General features: G+C 28.2%; 20 protein-coding genes. 2 read left to right on the top strand and 18 right to left on the bottom strand.

Going from position 1 to position 23,679, the window contains the following annotated elements; genetic code table 11:
* Positions 1-137: 137 nt before the first annotated feature.
* Positions 138-536 (bottom strand): hypothetical protein, encoded by a 399-nt coding sequence (locus tag N456_RS15940; protein WP_062059414.1) that lies wholly within the window; start codon positions 534-536, stop codon positions 138-140.
* Between the two features lie 409 nt (positions 537-945).
* On the opposite strand from N456_RS15940, the gene N456_RS15935 reads away from it, so the two are divergent.
* Positions 946-1,449 (top strand): hypothetical protein, encoded by a 504-nt coding sequence (locus N456_RS15935; protein ID WP_062059412.1) that lies wholly within the window; start codon positions 946-948, stop codon positions 1,447-1,449.
* Between the two features lie 56 nt (positions 1,450-1,505).
* On the opposite strand, the gene N456_RS15930 is transcribed toward N456_RS15935, so the two are convergent.
* The 13 genes from N456_RS15930 to N456_RS15870 form a co-directional block, all read right to left on the bottom strand.
* A complete protein-coding gene (locus N456_RS15930) occupies positions 1,506-2,600 on the bottom strand; it encodes a GNAT family N-acetyltransferase (protein WP_062059410.1) in 1,095 nt (364 codons plus the stop codon).
* A 45-nt stretch (positions 2,601-2,645) separates the two neighbouring features.
* Positions 2,646-4,889 carry a NeuD/PglB/VioB family sugar acetyltransferase gene (locus N456_RS24560; RefSeq protein WP_158447912.1) on the bottom strand — a complete coding sequence of 748 codons (2,244 nt, stop codon included), beginning with the start codon at positions 4,887-4,889 and terminating at the stop codon, positions 2,646-2,648.
* Between the two features lie 70 nt (positions 4,890-4,959).
* Positions 4,960-5,565 carry a sugar transferase gene (locus tag N456_RS15920; protein ID WP_062059408.1) on the bottom strand — a complete coding sequence of 202 codons (606 nt, stop codon included), beginning with the start codon at positions 5,563-5,565 and terminating at the stop codon, positions 4,960-4,962.
* 73 nt (positions 5,566-5,638) lie between these two features.
* Complete coding sequence (locus N456_RS15915; protein WP_062059406.1) at positions 5,639-6,334, bottom strand: acetyltransferase; 696 nt, start codon at positions 6,332-6,334, stop codon at positions 5,639-5,641.
* Between the two features lie 431 nt (positions 6,335-6,765).
* On the bottom strand, positions 6,766-7,005 hold the full coding sequence (locus tag N456_RS15910; RefSeq protein WP_062059404.1) for an acyl carrier protein: 240 nt from the start codon (positions 7,003-7,005) through the stop codon (positions 6,766-6,768).
* Between the two features lie 10 nt (positions 7,006-7,015).
* Positions 7,016-8,512, bottom strand: coding sequence for an AMP-binding protein (locus tag N456_RS15905; protein ID WP_062059402.1), 1,497 nt, complete (start codon positions 8,510-8,512; stop codon positions 7,016-7,018).
* Positions 8,513-8,585: 73 nt separating this feature from the next.
* Positions 8,586-9,683 (bottom strand): hypothetical protein, encoded by a 1,098-nt coding sequence (locus N456_RS15900; RefSeq protein ID WP_062059400.1) that lies wholly within the window; start codon positions 9,681-9,683, stop codon positions 8,586-8,588.
* Between the two features lie 148 nt (positions 9,684-9,831).
* Entirely contained in the window at positions 9,832-10,869 is a 1,038-nt protein-coding gene (locus N456_RS15895) for a peptidoglycan bridge formation glycyltransferase FemA/FemB family protein (protein ID WP_062059398.1), read from the bottom strand.
* Between the two features lie 436 nt (positions 10,870-11,305).
* Positions 11,306-11,914, bottom strand: coding sequence for a formyltransferase family protein (locus N456_RS15890; protein ID WP_062059396.1), 609 nt, complete (start codon positions 11,912-11,914; stop codon positions 11,306-11,308).
* On the bottom strand, positions 11,892-12,506 hold the full coding sequence (locus N456_RS15885; RefSeq protein ID WP_062059394.1) for a sugar transferase: 615 nt from the start codon (positions 12,504-12,506) through the stop codon (positions 11,892-11,894). Before N456_RS15885 ends, N456_RS15890 begins: the two co-directional genes overlap by 23 nt.
* Before the next feature lie 12 nt (positions 12,507-12,518).
* Complete coding sequence (locus N456_RS15880; RefSeq protein WP_240315544.1) at positions 12,519-13,835, bottom strand: phenylacetate--CoA ligase family protein; 1,317 nt, start codon at positions 13,833-13,835, stop codon at positions 12,519-12,521.
* 8 nt (positions 13,836-13,843) lie between these two features.
* Positions 13,844-14,893, bottom strand: coding sequence for a sugar-transfer associated ATP-grasp domain-containing protein (locus N456_RS15875; RefSeq protein WP_062059392.1), 1,050 nt, complete (start codon positions 14,891-14,893; stop codon positions 13,844-13,846).
* Between the two features lie 22 nt (positions 14,894-14,915).
* Entirely contained in the window at positions 14,916-16,070 is a 1,155-nt protein-coding gene (locus N456_RS15870; protein WP_062059390.1) for a glycosyltransferase family 4 protein, read from the bottom strand.
* Positions 16,071-16,383: 313 nt separating this feature from the next.
* Between N456_RS15870 and N456_RS15865 the strand changes: the two genes are divergently transcribed.
* Complete coding sequence (locus N456_RS15865) at positions 16,384-18,468, top strand: right-handed parallel beta-helix repeat-containing protein (protein ID WP_062059388.1); 2,085 nt, start codon at positions 16,384-16,386, stop codon at positions 18,466-18,468.
* A gap of 155 nt (positions 18,469-18,623) precedes the next feature.
* On the opposite strand, the gene asnB is transcribed toward N456_RS15865, so the two are convergent.
* Genes asnB through N456_RS15845 form a run of 4 tightly spaced genes read right to left on the bottom strand, consistent with a single transcriptional unit; the run spans position 18,624 to position 23,661 of the window.
* Positions 18,624-20,519: an asparagine synthase (glutamine-hydrolyzing) gene (gene asnB, locus N456_RS15860; protein ID WP_062059386.1), complete on the bottom strand. Its 1,896-nt coding sequence runs from the start codon at positions 20,517-20,519 to the stop codon at positions 18,624-18,626.
* Between the two features lie 5 nt (positions 20,520-20,524).
* Positions 20,525-21,673, bottom strand: coding sequence for a glycosyltransferase family 1 protein (locus tag N456_RS15855; RefSeq protein WP_062059384.1), 1,149 nt, complete (start codon positions 21,671-21,673; stop codon positions 20,525-20,527).
* 9 nt (positions 21,674-21,682) lie between these two features.
* Positions 21,683-22,570, bottom strand: a complete 888-nt coding sequence (locus tag N456_RS15850; RefSeq protein WP_062059382.1) for a glycosyltransferase family 2 protein — start codon at positions 22,568-22,570, stop codon at positions 21,683-21,685.
* Positions 22,567-23,661, bottom strand: coding sequence for an EpsG family protein (locus N456_RS15845; RefSeq protein ID WP_062059381.1), 1,095 nt, complete (start codon positions 23,659-23,661; stop codon positions 22,567-22,569). Before N456_RS15845 ends, N456_RS15850 begins: the two co-directional genes overlap by 4 nt.
* Positions 23,662-23,679 lie beyond the last annotated feature (18 nt).

Here is a 23,679-nt window from a genome sequence, read left to right as displayed (position 1 = left end):
ATTTAGATTAAATTTAAATAACAAATATACAGATGATGTACTTCTATTAAGGTATAGAATCGCTCTTTTACAAAAGAAAGCTTCATTCTATATATAGAATGAAGCTTTCTAACTCAACTAACTAATAAATACTGTTTTTATTGGGATAATTTTTGGGATAATTCTTGCAATTGTGTTGATTTATCTTGCATATATGTACTTAATTTTTGAACATCGTCTCCAGAAAGGTTTCCCATTACTTCTTGTGCTTTTTGTCCCAATTCTTGCCCTTTTTTTCCTAGCGCAACAAAAGCGTTCATATCTTTACGCTCTACTGCTTTTTTGTACTCTTCGATGTAGGCTTCATAAGCGTTTACATATTCCTGAACTTTATCATCACTAAAACTTGGAACGTTACTAGCTGATTTTGAAGATCTAGGTGTTTCTGCTTTTTCGGTTTTATCAGATGATGATGATGTCTCTGGTTTAGCCTCATTTTTACAAGACACTAGTAGTATCACTATTACTACTGACAACTTTAGAATTAATTTTTTCATAGTTAACTTTTAAGTATTACTCTTTATATTATATTAATACTGCAAATTTGGAGGATTAAGGAGGGAAGGCAAACGCCTTTTTCAGTGAAATTCTCCCCCCCTGTTTTCAGTGTGCTATTAGGAATATTCCTTCTTATGTATGCTTCTTAATTGTCTTAATCTATTTGTTCATTATTAGCTGTCCAAGAATTTAAATTGATACTGGTTATATGAATTTGAGAAAAAAAGAATTGAGTTTTCTTATTTGCTCTTTATATCATAAATTTATCAACTTATACTATTTTGTCTTTAGGGTGTTCAAAAAAAATAAGCAGAATTTTTTGATGTAGACAATAAAGAAAATCAAGGTATAGCAATATGTATATGAAAACTCATTTGATATTGCTATACTTTATAATTATACGATTAAATGACAATAGAAGATATTATTAACTGGTTTGAATACAACCCGAGGCTTATTCTTTCTTATTTTGCTATTAGTATTGTTTTATCAATACTAGGCTTGATTTTTATTAATCAAAGAAATTTTCGCCCCCCTATCACTTATCTATATGGTATTTTAGTTTATGCAGTAACCATCCCAGGATTGTTAGCTTTAATGGTAACTTTATATAATTTTTTCTTCTTAAAAACTAATTTATTACAAATAAACATACTGGCTTATTATGTGCCTATACTGTCGATGTGTATAACTCTTTTTATTATACATAAAACAGTTCCTATGTCTAGAATACCTGGTTTTGGAAAACTTTCTGGTCTATTTGTTATTATTATGATAACTTTTATAATTACATATATTCTTCAAAGAACATTTTTTGGGGTATTTTTTATAGGACGATTTCAATATCTATTAGTGCTCTTTTTAATTATATTGATTGTACTAAAAATTGCATGGAATAAAATCGTTAAATAATACACTATTATAAAAAACCTATTTTTACTTATTAAGAATATTTTTTTATTACTTTATTAACATATAACTAGTCTATAAAATGGGAAAAAATAATCTTTTAAGTTTTCTTTATGAACCTGACAATAGTCTGCATTAGCGTATGAACATAATTCGTCATAGATTTTTTCATTAATTATTTTTCTACCTGTGTAAAAATTTGCGTCTTCATCTTTAGGAAAAAGTGATTTCTTACTTTTATACAGACCGTCTCCATCTTTCATTCCTCCTCCTAAAACATAGTATTTAATTCCTTTTTCTATAGCCCACTCAATTATTTTAACTCTTAAAAAATCATTCGGTCTATAACTAAAGTATTCTGCATTAGTGCCTCCTAGAAATGCATAAATAGTATCCTTATAACGTATGATCAATTCAATTGAAATTGGTATGTTTTCATAATATACTATAGCTATGGTAAAGTTATCCGTATTTGATAATATCAAATTCTCAAAATATGCATTAGAGAAAAAATAAATACTATCGGCATTATTACGATTCATGGTATCAATATAGATATCATTAAAAATCTTAATTATATCTTTTGTTATTTCTTTCTTATGAAAGATTTTAAACTCTAGATTATAATTTACAGCTTTCCTAAAATTGTTTCTCACCTTAGGATGAAATGCTGACCATTGATCTTCAAAATTACCTAAGAAACTACCTTTTACATTGGATAATGTTTTAATAAGGTTTCCTGAATAGGCGTAATGATTTTCATTTAAACTAAAACGAATAAATTCTGTTACTACATCATTATCCCGATACCACTCATCAACATAGCCCCAAAATTGAATACTATCTTCTTTACAGATATCTGCAGTATTAAATAAGGGTCCGCTATAGCCATACGGGCTAATCACATCAAAGTATGGGTACTCTTTGTTTTTGAGCTTTATTTCTCTAAAAACAAATGGCATGATAATGATAGGGGTATCATTTTTTTTGAATAAAAAGTATTTTAGTTTATCTGAGTCTTTTTCAAAATGTTTTAAATGCTCGGGGGCGTAGTATACATTATTATTCCATTCTTGCTGAATAAGTCTTTTATACTCTATAACATCTGATTCATTATCTAGTTTTTTTATAAATAGTTTGTAGTTTTGTTCCAATTGTTAAATAGCGTTTTAGGTATGGTTTATTAGTCTTTTTGTTTATTAAAGGGGGTCTTCTTTTAATTCACTTTTTTCAAAAAAATAAGCATTAATTTTTTTAGATAGAACTTGTGATAACCATAATATTCTTCCACAATGTTCGACATGCCATACTGCTTTACCATCAAATATATTTCCGGCCAGTAATGGTCCTACAACATGTAGATTTTTATATATTTCTAATGATTCATTTACTTCTAAACCGATCTTAGAATCATTAGGGGTACAATACCCTTTATTGATCAGGTTTTTTAATAGTTCTGGGGTATCATTCTTAGTTAAATCTGTACTACCTACACAGTTAATGATAACATGTACGGTATCTTCATACGTTTTGTTTTCTTTTGATTTTGTATCTAAGTATTCTAATGAATATTCTCCTATAGCATTCTGTTTAAGGTCACTAAATCTTCCTGTGATATGAGCAAAACGATCTTCTTTTTTTAATTCATCAACGATCTTAGAATAATGAAATCCTGCACATCGTTGTCTTCTTCCTATTTCATTACCATAATGACATGCAAATTTCTTTAATTCTTCTGGGCTAAGTTTATTTAATAAAGAGCCAAAAGCTTTAGAAATGATGTCTACAGTAGATGCTGCTCCTAATTGAATTTCATCAGCATAATCTAAATCTTTATATGTAGCTTCTGCTATAATTTTAGCGGTAACATTTTTTTCTTTGACTAGAGCTTGTAAATTAAATGGGGTATATTTTTTTCTACGCTCTTCATTGATAACTGCATCTGGTAATATTCCCTGAGTAGAAAGCACAATAAATTTATTGATCCGAGATTTAATATTCTCTATATCATTTAATTTATAAAGTAACTCCAGACCACTTGCATTCGCTCCTACAATAAGAACGTTAATTTTTTTGTTTGATTTTTTTTCTACAAAATTTTCTATCTGATTTAGTACTCTTGTTAGTTTAGGGGTATATGGATTATTAATAAACAGTAATTCTTTTTCTTCTACTAATGGCTCGTTTTTCCATAGGTAGCGAACTGGTAATGATCCTATCGAAAGAATTACTTTTTCTGATGAAATCGTTTTTTTATCACGTAAGGATAATGAATAATTATCGTTTTCTCTATTGATATCAATCACTTCGCCATTGATATAATCGATATCAATTACTCCCTTAATCTTAAAATATTCTAGCCTCTTTTTTACTTTTTCATTAATATACCATCCAAAAAAACGACGAGGAATAAAAAGATCTTCCCAATCATTATGTTCTATTTTGTCTATATGTGTATTAATCCAATCTAAAGATAATTTACCTCCATCTTTTTTGAGTTCATCTAATAACCAATTTTTATTATTATTAAGCCAGTAGATAAATTTACTTCGCTCTGGTTCTGGTAAAAAATTCTTTAGAGATGTTATCAAATGAACAGAAAACCCAGATCTTTCTCCGTATGGAATCCCTGTATGAAACTCTTGATATTTATCAATTATAGTGATCCGAATTTTTCTTTTTTCTTTATGATTTTCTAGTAAATCTAAAAAGTGTAAAAGTGTAAATGATGATGATATTCCTGAACCTATAAAAGTAATATTTGATGGTTTCAATGTATTATTATGCTCTAGGTTTAAAGATTTTGTTTTAATTATTTTTCCTGGATTACCAACTACAGTAGAATAGTCTGGAACATCTTTTAAAACTACTGCTCCTGCTCCAATTGTACACCATTTCCCTATCTTAATTGTCGGTATAACTACTGCTCCTACTCCTACATGAGATCCCTCTCCTACCTCTACATGACCACATAGTGCTGCTTTTGGGGAAATATGTGCAAAATCTCCTATCACATTATCATGATCTATGCTTGCTCCTGTATTTATAATAACGTGCTCTCCTATAATAGTGTTAGGTTGAATTATTGCTCCTGCAAAAACGACTGTTCCATCTCCTATTTTTGCTGTAGGTGCTATAATTGTAGATTTATGTATAACTTTTCCAAAATCACTTTTAAGGAGGTCTGCTATTTCTGCTCGTTCTGAATTTTTACCAACTGCTATGATTACAGGATATCCATCATGGGTAAATCCATCCATGTTCTCTCTTGCTCCAGAGGTTACATTTTTAGATGCATAGTGACGTCCAGAAGGTTTATCATCATAAGTTTCTGTCACCTCATAACCGTCATCTTCTAATACTTCTCGTATGACCTGAGAGTGTCCTCCTGCACCATAAATTCTTATTTTTTTAGGGGTTTTTGTTATTATCTTTTTATTCATAGTAATACTATAAGTCTATTGTTGGTTATATAAATTGTAGCTAATTATAGTTTCTATATTAGCTATTTGGTTAATTATTTCCTTTCCAAGCTGGCATGGTCTTGTTTTGGTCTACATTTACTCCTTCTTTTTGAATCACTTTTTTTATAGTTAGAAGTAATATTTTAACATCTAAACCAAAAGTTAAATTTTTTACATACCACACATCATATTCGAATTTTTGATCCCAAGATATCGCATTTCTACCTTTTACTTGTGCCCACCCCGTTATACCTGGTCTAACATCATGTCTCATTTGTTGCTCTTCATTATATAGTGGTAAATAGTCTACCAAAAGAGGTCTTGGACCTATTAAACTCATATCTCCTTTTAAAACATTAATGAGTTGTAAAATTTCGTCTAAAGAATATTTTCTAATAAAAGCTCCTGCTTTGGTTATACGAGAAACGTTATGAACATCATTTTTATTATCTGGCCTGAGATCAGACATTGTTTTAAATTTAATAATCTTAAAAAGCCTATTTTTCTTTCCTGGTCTTTGTTGTAAAAAAAATGGTTTACCTCTATTTACAAATAGTAATACTAAAATTAGTACTATTATGATTGGTGATACTAATAAAATCCCAAAAAAGGAAAAAAAGATGTCTACTATTCTTTTTATATAGTTACGATACATTTATGTTATTTAATTAAATCGTTTTTAATTGGTTTTCTCTAAGTATATATTAAAATAATTTATCTATTTCTTGCTAATTCTGATCTTTATTCGAATCTCGTAGCCCGCCAGATAAGTATCTTTCTCCTTTTGTTACTTCTCTAATTACTTTTGCAGGTACTCCATATACTAGTTTAAAATCATCTATATCATTTACAACCAAAGAGCCTGCTCCAATAATTGTATGTTTTCCTATAGTAATATTTTGAATCACATTAGTTCCTAATGAAATTGCTGTACACTCTTCTATAAGTACATTACCTCCAATAGTAACACCAGGCGCTAAGCTAGAAAAATTTTTTATAGTACTATCATGCCCAAAATTGACTCCTGTATTTAAAATACAAAAATCACCAATCTCTGCATCTGCATTAATTGTTACAGAAGCTAGTATTACTGTTCCATCTCCTATACTAGTTTTAGCACTAATTACCACTGATGGGTGAACTACTGTTATAAAATCAAAATCAGGAACAATTTCTTTTATTCTCATATACATCAGATACCTGTTCCAGTTATCTCCTATTGCTATAATTCCTTTAGTAATTCCTTTAGCAGCTATATTTCTAATATCTTCTTCTGTTCCAAGGATATTATAATCAAATAATTGACCTCCTTTTTCTTTATATGAATCTATCAGTCCATAGATCTGATATTTCCCTACCAATTCTATGGTTTCTATAATTACTTTAGCATGACCAGATGCCCCTATAACAATGATTTTTTCCATTTTTTATATAATCATCTATCCATGTTTTTAGTTTAACTGGCTACAATAAGAACTATTTCATATACTAAACATTTTAGAAAATTGAAATTAGACCTGTTCTTTATAGAACCCATTATTTCACTAAATAACATTGGGATCATAAATATCTTAATTAACATTTAATTATAGAATATTCATAACAATTAATATTCATCAAATTTTTGAAAACAAACTAATAATCAAAGTTTTAAAAAAATAAGTTAGCTCGAGTGTTTATTCTTGTTTACAAACAAAAAAATGTATCGAGAACCAATATTTTCTTATCAAATTACATAAAACTTAGATTAATCGTATGATTTTTATAATTACAATATTACAAAAAGTGATTTTTTGAATATTGATATCACCATAAATATTATGTTAAGCCATTGCTAAATGACTTTTTTTAGTAACTATAATTCTGATTGAATGGTTTTAATTAAATCTCCTACATTATTCATATTCATCAAATCCATCAGTTTAAATTTTATATTAAAAACTTTTTCTATTTCTGATATAATCATCATATGAGTAATAGACTCCCATCCATCTACATCATTTGCTGTAGTATCATCAGTTAATTTAAAATTTTTATGCTCTAATACTACAACAAAAGCTTCTTCTACTTTTAGTAAAATCTCTTCTTTATTCATTATGATTATCTTATTTGTGTTGAAAATATTTTCTTAATTCTTTTCTATCTATTTTTCCATTTATACTATGTGGAAATTCTTTAACAAATCGAACATGCGTAGGAATCATATAATTAGGCATTTTCTTTTTCATATAATCAAATAACTGCTCTACATCAAATTTTTCTGACTCGATGACTAAACCTAATTCTGCATTCCCTAAATTATTATAAATATCAAGAGCTACTATATTATTTTTTTTATCAGCTCCGGTTTTAGCATGAAACTCAATTTCTGCCAACTCTACTCTATATCCTCTTATTTTTACCTGAAAATCTGCTCTTCCTACATATAAGAAATCTCCTTCTTGATCTTTAAAACAAAGGTCCCCTGTTTTATAATATTTTACTTCTTTACCATTTTCTGATCTAGTAAAGAAACTTTGAGAATTTCGTTTTTCATTTTTCCAATATCCAGAAGTCATTTGAGGACCAGAAAGACACAACTCTCCTGTTGTATCTACTGATACTTCTTCATTTTTTTCATTAACGATAAGGTATGTGGTATCTTTATGAGGTGTTCCTATGGCTATTATACCATTGTGTGCTTTTTGATTCGTTATTTTATGGTATGGGTAAAAGCCACTATATACAGTAAACTCTGTAGGACCGTAATAATTAAATATTTTACAATTAGGGAGACAATCACTCCACTCTTTTGCGATATCATTGTGTAGTGCGCCTCCTCCAAAACTACAGTATCTTACATCAGGTGTATTAATCTCAGAAAAATAGGGGCGTAAATAATTTATTATAGAAGGTACCATTGTAAGTACAGTAAGTTTTTGCTCTATAATTAATTTAAAAATATAAAAATACTTAATTGCATTCTTTGGGATTGTATACATACAGGCTCCTGATAGTATCGGAAATAAGTACGTAACTACCGAAAAATCAAAAGTGAGTTCAAACATTTGAAGACACCTATCTGATGCTACCAAATTAAACTCGGGTTCTGCATCGATTGCATTTACTAAACTCCCTACATTATCAAAAGTAATAGGAACTCCTTTAGGAAGCCCTGTAGTACCTGATGTAAATAAAATATAAGCTAATTGATCTCCTAAACATGCTTTAGGTATCAAATCAATTATAGTATCTGTAAGATTCGTAGAAACAATAACTTCATAATCATTATATATCGAAGTCTCTGAGGAGTCGATTACATACTTAGTTTCTGTTAATTCGAATATTTTTATATTTCGTTCTAATGGTGTTGAGGGGTTTACAGGAACATATGCTTTTCCTTCTAACCATAGTGCTATAATACTTGCATATGTTTCTAGGTCATCATTTGTGACCAAACCTATTATTTTTTCTGAGTCTGCTATCCGGTCTATTATAGCAGTCCTTATTTTGGATACTGCAATAGCAAAATCTCGATATGTATAAAAAGTGTTATTGATACATAATGCATTATGATCAAAATGTTTTTCTATTGAATTCCCTATTCTTTTTATAAATTCCATACACCGTATAAATATACCTTACATGTCTTATTTTTGATATCTAAATTTAAGTAGATTTTAAAGTAAAGTTCAACTAATAGAAATGACCATCTCTGTTTAGCATAGTTAACGTATCAAAATCTAATTTTGTATCATTGTGTGCTAGTCCTTTTTTCAAAACTTTATGCCTAAAAATAGTGCTATATCTTTTAGAAATACTGTCTGACAATTTAGTATCGTCTGTAAAAATAAATTTAGACCTTACTGTTATAAAATTTTCTATTAAAGCATCTACACATAACTGATAGTCCTTATCTTCTTTTACCAAAAAGTATTTTACATTTAACTCATTATAATTGACAACATATGATAAGAAGCCTATAATTTTATTATTTTTCAGAATTTTTAGGTTATGAATATCTATATTGTTACTCATACCTGTCTGCAATGATTTATATGGATGTTTATTAGAAATCGGAGTTTGAATATACTGAATATTGCTTATTTGCCAATCCACATATTCTTTTGTTTTATGTATAAGATCATTTTTACATAATGGTTTAATAAACTCCCATACTTCTTCATCTATAGTATTTATATAATCATATGACAGTTCTTTTGTCCTTCTTTTACCTTTTACTATATTGATATATCGTATAATTGTATACACAAGGCTATCTATTCTATTTAATAGAAATCTAAATGATTTTAAAAATGGAAATCTACCAATAAGCATAGAGGCATCTATGCTAAAAAATATAGTGTGTCTTAGTCTTGATGCGATAACGGTAAAAGGTTGCTTTTTATAAAAATCAGCTACATTTTCTGCATATGATTTTATAAAAACCTGATTGTCTGCGAGGTTTACAGCTTCGTTATAAATATATGTTCCTAATATCGTATTTTTATATTCCTGATGTACCCACCAAGATATCATCCAATACATTTTTTTTGGTTCACCACTTCTTATATTTAACAAGTCTGGAAACATAAAAATAAAAGAAACCATCTTTTTATCTTCATATCCTATAACACCACAATGATCTTCATCTTCTATTCTAGGATTAGAAACTAACCACAATGCTTTACTTTTTGGTAATGGAGAGAGGTCGTCTTTCCAAAAAGTATTGTTTTTTATCCCTTCTCTTAATGCCCTCTTTGTTAAGGCAATTATTTCTAAATTTTTACTCATCGACTTTTTTCCCTAAAACAAAACTAATCTTAATCTTTAAGAATAGTAGTATTAATTTAAAAAATAATCTTAAAAAAATAACCTATTGTTATATCGTTAAGTTTTATGCTAAATTGAAAAAAATGTCTAAACTAAAAAAACTATTTCGTTATTTTTCTGAATACCTATATAATGGAAAGAAAGAAATAGCATTTACCTTTTCTAAGCTATTTTTTTTTAATAATTGATCATAAATCTCTTGGTTTATGATTAATTTCCATAGTTTAAAATCTTTAATATCTTTAGAAAATGAAGATTTAAATTTAAATAATGAGTCCATATTACTTCCTCCTAATCCCCCTCCTAAGTTGAAGAATTTATAATTTTCTTTTGTTCCTATTAAACGCATCTCGTCTATCAGTAATTTATTAGGCATTAAATGTAGATATTCACTTCTTGTTCCTGATAAATGGTACTGAATAATTTTATTTGTTTTTATAAAAATGCTTCCTGCTATAATCTTAGAACTTTCTTTTTCTATAGCAAGTAAAATATCTGTATTAAAATTATTACTCTTATATAGATTAAAAAAATAATCTGTATTAAAGTAATAATAAGAACTTGCATTAACTCTATTCATGCTTTCATAATAAATATCTATAAACTCTAAGATGTCCTTATTTGTTTCAGCTCTTTTAACAATACAATTTCTTCTAGACTTATTTACATGGGTTTTCAATCTATTCTGATAAGATTGACGTTGCATATCCTTGTCTATTGTTACATCAATATTTACCAATTTACCTCCTACTACAATCTCTCCATATCCATTTAAAACAATACTTTGTGATTTAACATAAGGGTTAAGGCGGCTAAATATTGATATAATATCTTTTGATCTAAAATATTCTGTTAAATTTTTAATTAAGATTGAATTATCAAACTTATCTGTAACATTCTTACTAATAGGACCACAATATCCATATACACTAGTTACATCATAATAGGGTGTTCCTGTAATTGATCTTATCACCATAGGTAAACCTATAATCACATCATCATGTTCATATATCAATAAAACAGCTTTATCATTTTCGCTTTTTGATATTTGATGATAATCATATGTATGATAGAAATCAAAATCGCCTATTTTATTCAAAAAATTATCCCATGTCTTTTTTGTAGTTATCTCCGACATCCTAACCATAAACTCATCAATTTTATGAAGTATTACTTGAATTAATTACTCTTAATAATTTCAAATAAAAGAGTGTGAGTTTAGTCGTAAAGTATTTTATAATATTACATTAAGAAAGGGATTATCTATTATTGACAGGAATATTTTAGTATTTTAAAACAATATAAAGTACTAAAAGAACTTCTTTATATAGAGTTATTATACCAAACAAAAAAACGCCTCAGAAAATCTAGGGTAATTTAACATCCTATAAAATGATATCTAGAAACCTGAAGCTTTATTTATAGTTCCTTAATTGATTAGCCTCTCGTTATGTATCAAAAACTCTAATTACAGCTTCTAATCATTATAATAGAAAATCAGCTAGTTTTTATTTCAGTAGACTTATATACTAAATGATAGTACGTTTTTAGTATATAGGGTGTTCTATAAAGTATCTATATATTTATTTTTTCACTTCCTTAAAACACTTATTTTCAATAACTTTTATTGTTTTTATGATAAGTTCCCCTCCTTTTTCAACAAATTTTGGATATATGGTATCAAAAGTGTCTTCTTCCATAACTTCTATAGGAACTTGACACAAAATAGTCCCTTCATCCAACTTATCATCAATAATGTGGGTTGTAATTCCTGTAATTTTAACCCCGTATTCTAGAGCGTCCTGAATTGCTGTTTTAGTCCCTAAAAAACTAGGAAAAAGAGAAGGGTGTATATTAATAATTCTATCCGGAAAAGCTGTCAACATTTCATCCTTAATAACATACTTAAAGTTAAGCATAAATATATAGTCTATATCTCGTTTTTTAATCTCATCAATTAGTCTCTTTTGATAAGAGATTAAATTATCAAAATCTTTTTTATATAACTGAAGTGTTTCAATTCCTATTTGCTGAGCTAATTCTGCTGCTCCACATGGTTCTTGCTCGTATAGTACGAGAGAAATTCTACTTTTCTTTAATTTTTGTTTTTCAAAGGCTTCTATCGTATCTCTAGCATTACGTCCCCATCCGGTTACTAGTATCGCCCAATTAAGTTTTTGTTCTGTATTCATCTAAATCTAATATTACTGAATTAGGATCTACTACAACATCCTTAGAAGTAATTACATTTTTAATCGTTTTTATAATAATGACAAAATCTAATCTAAACGAAAGATTTTTAACATACTCTATATCTATAGCTAGTCTATCATCCCAGTTAAGCATATTTCTCCCCGATACCTGTGCTAAACCTGTAATACCTGGTCTCACAGAATGCCTTATTTTTTCTTCTCCTTCATAATATGGTAAATACCGTATAAGCAAAGGGCGTGGTCCAATGAAACTCATCTCACCTCGTATAACATTAATTAATTGAGGGATTTCATCTAACGAAGTTTTTCTTACCAAACTACCCACTACAGTTAATCTATCTTTATCTGGTAATAATTGCCCTTTAGCATCACATTTATCGTTCATGGTTTTGAACTTTATAATACGAAAAATCTTTTCATTTTTACCAGGTCTTTTTTGAACAAAAAATGGTTTTCCTTGATTCGCTATTGCAAGAAAAATAAGTAATAATATAAATATTGGAGAGATACAGATCAACAAAACTAACGCTAAACAAAAATCCAGAATCCTTTTAGTAAAACTTTTATACACTTCTTAGTAAGATTATACGTTTTTCATTTCATTAACCATAACTCTTCTTTTACCTGATGCAAGTAAAGGAATTTCGTCAACATACTCTACAGTAATTTTAGCATCTTTTCCTAAATACTTTTTAAATTCATTAAGAAATTCTTCTTGACGAATGAACTCTTTTTCGGCATTTAATTTAAAATGATACCCTTTTGATGATTTTTGAATCAATTGGGCTTGTTTTAATTCTGGGTATTTATTGACGATTAAGACTAAGTTTACAGATATAATTTCGCCTGTTGTATCATAAATCAAATCTATCTTTCTTCCTGTTATATTAGTTAAAATAACTTTTGAATCTTTATTTCCTATAACTCCTACATCTCCTGTATCATATCTAATCATTGGCATAGCATAGTTAAAGAGGTCTGTTATCACAATTCTACCAGATTCTCCATCTTTTACTTTCTTATCTGAATCAAATTCTAAAACTTCTACAACATAACTAGCTTCATTTATCTCAAAATATTCTTGTTCTCCTAAAAACTGCTGTGCAATTATCCCATTTTCTACATTAGAATATCTTGATATTACTTTAATCCCAAAATACGTATATATTGCTTGTTTTGTATAATCATTTAACTTTTCTGATATAGCAATTATTGATTTTAGATTATTAGCTATTGGTAATGCTTTTTTTTGATCTAAATATTTGCATATTTCTTGGTAAGCAGAAGCATATCCTAACCAACTATTAGATGATGTACTCTTAGTTAAATTACTTATTATGGTATCCATAACTGTTTTCTTCTTTAAATCAAAAACATCAATAGGTACTATATTCTGAATCCATCGTGTAAGTATTCCTTTTTTTTCAAAAGCGTTCCATAATCTAAAATATGTAAGGCGATATCCTATTTTAAAACCTACTTTTTCAGAAAAGACTATATTATCTGCAATATTTCTTATTTTTTTTCTGTTATCTTGGTATACTTTAAAAGGTGTTCCTGTAGAACCACTTGTACTGACTATAGATTTGGGTAATTCTAAATATTTTTTTGACTGAAAATCCTCAAAACTACTTCTAATTATATTTTTATTTACTATAGGGAAATCTTCTAAGGTTTTATAGCTTTCATTTTCTTTATAATACCCTACTGTTTCTACTGCATGTTTTAATATTTTATAAAGATGAGCTTTCTTGGATTCTATAGCTTCTAAAGAGGTTGGGTTATCAATTATAAATTTAATTTCATCATAATGCTTTCTCTTTTTTGCCCCTGTTATTGCATCCATAAACCAGAAAGCTTTATGTCTCAACATCTCTGATATTTTTATATTATTTTTCATTTGCTTTATCAAGCTTCTTCAATAATTTCTTTAAACATAGGGTGTTTCAAATAACCGCCATAAGCAATATCAGGGGTTATGAAAGAGTTATTATCATTTCCTTCTATAATTACAGGTCCATTAGTACTAATCGCAATATCCCATCCTATAATACGATCAGGAATATAAGCAACCGCTTTCTTTATTAATTCACAAGATTCTTTAAAATATGGAATTTCGAAATTATGAAACACTACATCTGTATCTGGGTGCGCTTCTAATTGACGCCCTCCATATTTCATTAATTGATGACTTTTACCTATAAGGGTACCTTTTTCTAGATCTACAGATACATAAAGTCCTCCTGAACTACCATTATCAATAACATTACCTCCTCCTCCAAATCTCATGAATGCCGATAAGATATGAATATTTGCATTCTTGTCTATATAAGTATCAAATCGAATCGTATTTACACTATGCTTATATATTTTATTCACTACATCATTCTGTATTACAACTTCTTGATGAATACAATCATTAGCTAAAATATACGCTCCACAAGAGTCGATTTCTTTTTTTAAGTTTTGTTGGGTGATCAGATATACTCCTGTACCTCCCATTTCTGTAATCGATTTAATAAATAAAGATTTCTTACCTGTATTAATGAATACCGTATTAAAAAAATCATATAAACTTTCATTATCTATAATTGTATACATCTGAGATTCATAAAAGAATGTATTGCCTAAATTATAACTTATAAGAGGAGGAACAGGCATCGCATTTTTTTCCATATAAAACGCAAATGCCAACTTATTTCTTAATAATGATGAATATTGAAAATGATGAAGGTTTTTTGATAATGTTATTTTATCTACTTCTTTACTACTTAGATACTCCGTGTAATTTTTTACATTTTTTCGATATAGAAATTTTCCAAAATAAAAATAGGGGAATTCTTTTTTCGCTATCCAAAAAATAATAGCTTCTTTTATAATTTGAAAAAAACCTTTTCTATTATCATCTTGTAAAATTACCAAAAGTCTTTTATGTAATAAAAATAGCTTTGTTTTCATAACTAAAAAATCGGATTATTTATTACTCTCCTATCAAAAGTCTATATTCTTTTAATAATTCTTCCCAGATATATTGCCGCTCATATCTACTTGTAATAGAGTCTCTAGCCTTAGTAGCCATACTATTCCTCTTAGTTCCGTTCTCAATCATCATTTTCATACTTTTGCACAGTGTTTTCGAATCTTTAACAGGTATAATTATACCATTAATAGTATCTGATATAATTTCATTACAACCATTTATATTAGTTACAATACTAGCTAAGCCCATAGATGCAGCTTGCATTACTACATTAGGAAATCCTTCTCTATAACTAGGAAATGTTAGCACATCCGATATTGCAAAATATGGTCTTACGTCTTCTTGCCAACCTACAGAAATGATATTAGGATTTGTATTTATCTCATTTTCTGAATCTTCTGATATAGGATCTAGTTCTTTCTCATAAGTACCTAACAACAGTAGTTTAACATTATCATAAGTAGTATCTACTTCTTTAAAAGCTTTAATTAATTCATTAATCCCTTTATCTGTAACAAATCTTCCTGCATATACAAAAACAAGATCTGATTCTTTAATTCCTAATTGCTCTCTAAGTTCTTTATTATTTTTTTCTGTATATAATTCAGGGTTAAAATATGTTGTATCTATACCATTAGAACTACCTTCTCCAATAACTTTTAGTTTTTTAGGAGTTGTATATTTATTTTCTATAATAATAGTATTAAGACCAAATGAATTTGGATAAATTTTTGTGGCACAACTATACGTTATTTTTTCTACTACATCTAATAGTTTTCTTTTTGCACCTGTAGCTTCAAGCAATGGTAATCCTGCTATAGTATGTAAACGATGAGGAACTCCTGCCAGTTTTGCAGCTATCATAGACAATGTACCTGCTTTTGGAGTATGACTATGGACTATTTGCGGTTTTTCTTTTCTAAAAATTTTATATAAAAGATATACTGCTTTTAGATCCTGAAATGGAGTTATTTTACGAGTCATTTCTACAGGAAGTACTTTGATTCCTTCAGCTTCAGAAACCATACTAAGTTGATCTTTTCCGTTACTAGCTATACCAATTACCTCATAATATTGAGACATAAATTTTAATTGCCCTTGTAATAATTTGCCTAATGATATTGGCACTGTAGTAACTCTTATTATTTTTTGCATCTCATCCCAAGATTAAAAATATAATTATTTTAAATATTTTCCTGAACAAATATAATCATATGACTGTATTCGAAAATCAAAAAATAAAGGTTTCTTTTTGTAAATTATAAATACAATAAAAAAAACGAAGAATCATCAAAATATTTGTTTTTATGGTAAAACAATATAAATAGTAAGGACTAGGTATAAAAAAAAGTCAATTTTAAAATTAATAAAAAAATTAACATTCAAAATCAAGAAAATACACAATTAATTCTTTTTTTTATCGTTAGAAGAAAAATTAATCAATTAACCAAGTATAAATAACCCCCCAATGAAAAATTTATTGTATTTATTGTTTTTTACTTTTATTATTTTTTCTTGTAGTGATGAAAGTATAAATGACCCTGCTCCAAAACCTCAAGTAGAAAAACCTGATCCTGATAAGGAAGAAGATGTTGTTGTCCCTGATGAACCAGAAAATACTGCAACTACTCCTTGTACTATTGATTTATCTAAAACTGTTGCTAATTCTACAATTATATTAGATTGTGTATTAGATCTAAATGGTAAGACGATTACACTTCCTCCTGATGTAAAATTCGAATTTAAAGGTGGAGATATTATTGGCGATGGTAAATTAATATTTTCTGGTGGAAGTATTGATGGAAGGCTTTTAAGTTCTAAACTTAAGATTGAAGGAGATGTACAACTTAAAGAACCTACATTTAAATTCTATGCCTCTAGATGGGGAATTGTAGAAGGTAAGGTTCCTCAAAAAACAGCTGAAGAAAATAGACTAGCTATACAACATGCTATTGATGTAGTTAAATCTCTTACAAAATCTTTTGATAAAACATTGTTTAATATTAATAAATTAGATGCTTTTTTTCATGGTCCTGATAAATGGGCTTATGCAATGAAATTACCATCTGATTTTGAATTAACAATGACAAAAGAAACGCATTTAAGAGCTTTTCCTTCTCCTTCAGACTATTCGACCATACTTATTATGATATCTAATTCTGAGAATGTAACTGTTAAAAACGGGTTTCTACATGGAGAAAGAGATGAGCATACAGGACCTTTCAATATCTCAGGAAATTTAATGGTTGTAAAAACAGGAATTAATGTACATATTGAAGGTGTTTATATGGGATATGCTGGCTCTGATGGATTAGATATAGAGAGTTATAGAAATGCATATGATCCAAAATACATTCCAACTAGAAAGGTTTATGTTAAAGATTGCGTATTTGATTCTAATAGAAGAAATAACATGGCAATTACTGATGGAGTAGATATTACAGTAGATCGTTGTACATTTAAAAATGCAGGTGTAGATACCCCAAATTCTAAAGGTACTGCTCCTAGATATTCTATAGATATTGAACCAGATGTACAAGATTATAATAGACCTTTACAACTTGTAAAGACCGTTAAAATACTAAATTGTACAGAAACAGGAAGTATTGGTGGCGCCTTAGTTGTTGCTGCAGGTGATGATATTTTGGTTTCTGGAAATACTTTTGAAAAACGAACAGCTGTTAATACTGCTTTTAATGTTAAAATTAAAGATAATCCATCTCTAGGAGGTGTTATTGCTGGTATTGATGGTGTTACTGGCGTAAGAAATATAGAAGTTTCTGGAAATACTATTATCAATAGCACTCCAGGGATTAGAGCTACAAATCAAGCCGTTAAAATATTAAATAACATAATTAAAAATTGTGGTGTAGGAATTCAATTATATGATATTAAAGACTCTACAGTTTCTGGAAATACGATAACAAGTACTGGTATAGATGGTGATGGTATTAATGGACTTATAAAAGTAGAAAATGTAATGATTGAGAACAATAATATCGATGTTGATGACAGACCATTCCTTTTTACAGGTGTAAATACTGGTAACGAAACGTTTACTTTTAAAAGCAATACGATTAAATCAGGAAGATTTGGTATTATGCAAGGAACAAAAGGAGCTCGTTTTATAGGTAATACGTTTAACAATGGTGTTAGAATAGATAAATCGTATAATATAAAAATAGAAAATAAAAATATATTCAATCTATCTAACTCTCCTATCGAAATAAATGGTAATGAATCTAATGAAATTTATATCATTGGTAATACCATAAATAATACTAATAGAGGTCGAGGAATAGTAGGAAGAGGAACAACCTCTACAAATAAGGTTATTAAAATAAGTAACAATACTTTTAATTCTGCAGTTATTAATATTGAAGGTCATAACGGAGTATCAGTAACAGGAAACATTGTTAATAAATGGGATAACAACTATTCGTTTATTCATTATAGAGGGCAAAATGCTACATTTAATGCCAATAAAGATGATAAAGGAGTATTAGTAAATGTTACAGATATACAAGCCGGAAACAGTGTCAATGCACAATAAAAAAGAGTATTACATAGTTATAATTTCTTAATCTTTTTATAATTCAAAAAAAATCTGAGGAGTAAATTACTCCTCAGATTTTTTTTTGTAAACAATACGCCTAAATAAAGTATCATTTTTATAATTCAATATAGATTTATCTAGTTTAAATTATTTTAATCATGATAATTTCTCATATACCATTTCTGAAAGCAGAAAAAAGACCAAACCATAAAAGTATTATCTTTTCCATTTAAATGTTCTGTTACTAATTTAGAAACAGCTTCGACATTAAATATATTTTGTGTTTTCAAAAAATCTTTTTCTATATATCGTTCTAAATCTATACGCAAAGAAGAACGTAACCAATCTCCAATTGGTACTCCAAAACCAGCTTTGGATTTATTTAAAAAACCTTTAGGAAATTCGTCAGCAAAAGCTTCTTTTAATATATATTTTTTATTCCACCCTTTCATTAAAAAATCTTCGGGTAAACTATCTGTATAACTCCATAATTTTTTATTTAGAAAAGGAGCTCTACATTCTAATGAAGTTAGCATACTAGTTCGATCTACTTTAACCAACATATCTCCTTCTAAACTTATTTGTCTATCAATTCTTCTATACTCTGTTAAATTTTTAGGAGAACTAATAGCTGTCTTTTCTTTATAATAATCAAAAAGTGATGTTTCTATATATTCTGGTAGTAGATACATCGATAATGTATCAGAAGCAAAACCAAGAGATATAATATCCCAATAATAATTATCTGAATAATCAATAGCTCTTAAGAGTCTTCTCATCTTAAACCTTTTACCTCTTTTATCGCTTTTAGTATTCATCATAAAATCTATAGATTTTGATAAATACCGATGAACAGTTTCTGGAATTACATTAGTATACTTATGGTTAATTTTACCCATATAATATTTATTATACCCTCCAAAGACTTCATCCCCTCCATCTCCTGTCAATGCTACTTTTACCTTTTCACTTGTTTTATTTGCTACTAAATAGCTAGGTAATGATGATGAATCTGAAAACGGTTCATCAAAGTTTAATAGAACTTCATTAACATTTTTTTCAAGATCCTTTTCATTAAGAATAAACTCATGATGATTACTATTAATTAATTTAGCAACAGTTCTTGATTTATCTGACTCATCATATGATTTTTTATCAAAACCTATAGAAAAGGTATTTATTTTAGAAGAAGTCATTTTTGATAAGCATACTGAAACTACTGATGAGTCTACTCCCCCAGAGAGAAATGTCCCAATTGGAACATCAGAAACAGAACGACTTTCTACCGTTTCCTGAACTAACTCTTTTACTTTAGATTTTGCTTTATCAAAAGAAACTTTCTGCTTTTCCTTTTTTACAGGTTTATCTATAATTTCAATTTCATATGATTTAGTACTTAGATCATATGTCAAAAAATGATTTGCTTCTAACTTATGTATATTCTCATAAATTGTATAGGGAGCAGGAATATACGTCAGTCTAAAAAATAAATTTAATCCTGTCTTATCTATACCCGGAACAGTTTTAATTAATTTAAGAATTGATTTTAGTTCTGAGCCCCAAATAAATTTATCTTCTTGCTTGGTATAATACAATGGTTTTTCTCCAAAAAAATCACGAGCAATGAATATCTTATTTTTAGTTTTATCATAGATACTAAATCCATACATTCCATCTAATTTCTTAAACGAATCAGTACCCTGTGTTTCATATAGTTTTAAAATAACCTCTGTATCACTATTAGTACTAAAAGTGACTCCTTGTTTTATCAAATCTTCTCTTAATTCTCTATAATTATATATCTCTCCATTAAAAACAATTACGATATTTTTATCATCAGAAGATATAGGTTGTTTACCTGAATTTAAATCAATTATAGAAAGCCTTCTCATTCCCATAAAGACAGAAAAATCAGAACCTTCATACACAAACTCCCCATCATCATCTGGTCCACGATGTATAATCATATCATTCATGATTGTAATATCATTTCTTAACTGAGATGCACTATCTTTTTTTAAAGAAATAAAACCATTAATTCCACACATTCCTTTTATTTATTTATTTGGTTGTAATAAAATTCTTGAAGTAACAATGCATTATTATGTATATCATAATTACCATCAATTATTTTTTTCATTGTATTTTCTTTGTGGCTACTTGATATACTTAATAATTTTTTTGCCCATAATTGAGGGCTTTCTTCTAAAGACATAAAATCAACTTGCCCAGTAATATTTAATTCTTTAGAGATCTCATCTGAGGCTATAATTCTTAATCCAGAAGCTTGAGCTTCTATCAAAGTAACTGGTAGTCCTTCATTTGTAGAAGGAAATAAAAAAACATCCATTGCTTGTAGTAAAACTGGGACATCACTTCGAACACCTAAAAAAAGAATATTTTTTTCTAAATTCATTTCTTTTGCCATACGTTCAAAAACTGATTTATTAGGTCCTCCTCCAACTAATAGTAATAAACAATCATCTTTTATTTTTATCAATTCTTGAAAAGTTTGTAAAATAAATTGATGGTTTTTTTCGGGTACAAAATTACCAACATGACCTACTACTAATTTGTCCTTTAAATTTAATTCGGTTTTAATTTGTAAAGATTTTTCTGGATCATATATAAATTTACTCGAATCTATAGCATTATTTATAGTTCTAACCTCAGACATGTTTTTCTTACCATATAACCAAATCCCTGCTTTATCTCCACAAGAAAAATAATGATTTGCGTATTTAGTTATATTACGTTTTAATAGATTCTGAACTATAAATTTAAATGCAAAGCCTAAACTATGCCTTTCCTTAGAAAATGGATTTAGATTTAGATTATACAAACTGGTATGACTATGAGCAATCCTAATGCTTACGCCATTTTTCTTTGCAGAATTTAACACAAAAACACTCAATGCATTAAGATGTGAATGTACAATCTTATACTCTTTATGATCTATAAAAAAGTTATCTAAAGCTTTTTTATACTTTGACAGATTTTTAAAATTAATATTTTGCAATCTATATATTTTACCTCCAAGATTCTCGATTTCATCATCAAAAACACCTCTCTCTTGGCGGTGCAATAAAAAATCAAATTGAACTTTAGAACGATCTAAATTCCTATAATAATTCATTACCATAGTCTCAGCTCCTCCTCTATTCATAATAGTTAATACCTGTAATACTCTTATGGGTTTCATAGTATAGTGCTAAGAGGTTTTATTAGTTTTAAGAAGTATATAAATATATAGTAATACTCCAAAAGGAATCATTAGTATAGTCAATATTTTTTTAGGCGATTCTTTTATAAATCTCCAATTTTTGGATAACAAACTGCTAGATATATAATGAATTGTTTTTTTGATAAGTTCTTTAAAACTTGTAGCATATTTTATCTCTGTTAGTCTAGAAAAAGCAAATCCTTTTGGATGTCTTCTATATTGCTTTAGCATATTTAAACTCGAACCATCTGGCATGTATTCTACAATACACAAAACTTTATTAAGAGTCAAAACTTTATAATCTTGATCAATCATTTGATATAAATATCCAAGGGGAACAAATTTTTCGCCTTCAAATATTGGATATGGAGGGTATTTTTTGACTACTTCTGTCCTGTAGACTAACTTTTTATCTCCTATTACTTTATGTTTTTGGTATAGATCTATTACCGTAGTTTCTTGTATTTTTTCAGGAATTTTAGTTCCAATAATATCTCCATTTTTATCTGCATCTAGACCTATAATTCCTGCATACGTATTGTTTCCATTTTTTTTCCAGAAACTAACTATATTTTCTACTGCATCAACTGGCATAAAATCATCAGAATCAATACATACATTTAATTCTGTTTCTATTAATCTATATGCTGCATTATGCCCTCCATGCATCCCTAAGTTATCTTGATAATGATATATAATGTCAACTATATTTTCTAATTTCCAACTTTCTACTAATTCTTTTGTGTTATCTGATGACCCATCATCTATAATTAACCATACAAAATCTTTGGAAGTTTGCTTGACTAAACTTTGATAACATTGATCAAGGCAATATGCCCTGTTATAAGTTGGCGTAAATACTGTTAGTGTTTTCATCCGTAATAGATATAATACATAAAATAAGTAAATGAAAAATAGACAACCATCACTTTACCGATCATAAAATGCTGGTTTTTAAAAAATTGTTGTTTTAGGAATGGATAAATAATAATCAATCCCATCATAAACCATGACAAATAAGCAAATCTATTGGAATAATTAGCTTTAATAATTAAAATCCAAAAACCATTACAAATCAGATATGTGTTTAATAGTTGAAAATAAAATTTATCTTCAAATTGTTTTTTGTAAATAAAATACCATCCTGCAAATACCGCAAAAGCGCTATGAAATACAAAATCCCACCTAAACCCTGTACTAGAAAATGTTCCTGCTTCTGATTCTGATGTTAAATATCCAGAAAGTCTATCATCGGCAAAACCTAAACTGGCAAATATTGTAATCCAAAACCCTCCCATAACTAAAGATAATGGGATACAAAAAAGCCATCCTTTAAAATATATTTTAGGGTTATTATAAAAATAAGTCACAATAAATGCGAAAATTGGTAAATACAAAGTTTTATGAAAGAAAGTTGCCCATAAAAAGAAGAGCCCCATGACAATCTTTTTTTTATGAAAACATAACCCCCATAAGAATATTGAAGTTGCAGCTCCATTTCGAACACCATTCACTCCATATGTCCAAAAAGAAAAAGAAATCACAAACATTATAAATGCATAGTACCAATAATCTTTAAATAAAACCTTTGAAATCTTATATAATGGATATATATATATAAAAGTACAAATGGTAAGGAAAGTATGTATAGACATCCAACTAGATAGTGTTTTCATAAACACATCCCATCCATAATCATCAAAACTTGTAATTTCTTCTCCTAATTGGTATCGTTTAAATGCAATATTATAATTTACAGTATCTCCAAATATTCTATGAATAGGTCTTTCTCCTAAATAAAAAATTAAAAAGATTAGTAATAAATACCCTGTGATATTAATAAAACTTATATTTTTAGTTTCATCCATTTTCAGGATTAAAGTATGTAGTACCGTAAATACCACCAAAAATAAGCACAGATTAATGTACAAAGGGTAGTAATGTTCTAATGGCACTAAAGTATTCATTTAACTATACCGATTTAG

Origin of the sequence: Aquimarina longa SW024, assembly GCF_001401755.1 — a bacterium.
Classification (GTDB): Bacteria; Bacteroidota; Bacteroidia; order Flavobacteriales; family Flavobacteriaceae; genus Aquimarina; species Aquimarina longa.
Note: the sequence above shows the minus strand (reverse complement) of the source record. Positions and strands in the feature narration are given on the sequence as shown.